Origin of the sequence: Psychromonas arctica (genome assembly GCF_036697365.1) — a bacterium.
Taxonomy (GTDB): domain Bacteria; phylum Pseudomonadota; class Gammaproteobacteria; order Enterobacterales; family Psychromonadaceae; genus Psychromonas; species Psychromonas arctica_A.
Genome location: NZ_JBAHZA010000074.1, coordinates 1 through 511 on the forward strand (window position 1 = coordinate 1; position 511 = coordinate 511).

Sequence of the window (511 nt, forward strand, 5' to 3'; positions counted from 1 at the left end):
GGGGTGAAGTCGTAACAAGGTAGCCCTAGGGGAACCTGGGGCTGGATCACCTCCTTACGTAAAGAAACACATCCTTTATACCTCGGTATATTGGCGCAAGTAATAATGAGTGCCCACACAGATTGTTTGATTAGAAAGTAAAGAGACGTATAGATAGACTCTAGATGGGTCTGTAGCTCAGTTGGTTAGAGCGCACCCCTGATAAGGGTGAGGTCGGCAGTTCGAATCTGCCCAGACCCACCAATTTCTTGTATTGAAATTGGATTTCTATTTATACATACCATGTTGGGGCTATAGCTCAGCTGGGAGAGCGCCTGCCTTGCACGCAGGAGGTCTGCGGTTCGATCCCGCATAGCTCCACCACTTCATTTTAACGAAGTGACCAACATGATAGAAGCCTTAGATAAGTTACATTATTTATCTAAGGCTTTTTTTAACGAAAAAGTCTGCTCTTTAACAATTAGGAAAGCTGATAAATGTTCTTATTTATCGCACAAAAACAATGACACTT

General features: G+C 43.2%; 2 tRNA genes and 1 rRNA gene. All 3 read left to right on the forward strand.

The features are described 5' to 3' along the window. Window positions 1–57: ribosomal RNA gene (locus tag V5290_RS17375) — 16S ribosomal RNA — on the forward strand; the annotation flags it as partial. Between the two features lie 109 nt (window positions 58–166). Beyond that, window positions 167–243, forward strand: a tRNA-Ile gene (locus tag V5290_RS17380). A 44-nt stretch (window positions 244–287) separates the two neighbouring features. Beyond that, window positions 288–363 (forward strand) — tRNA-Ala (locus V5290_RS17385). The last annotated feature ends 148 nt before the right edge of the window (window positions 364–511 follow it).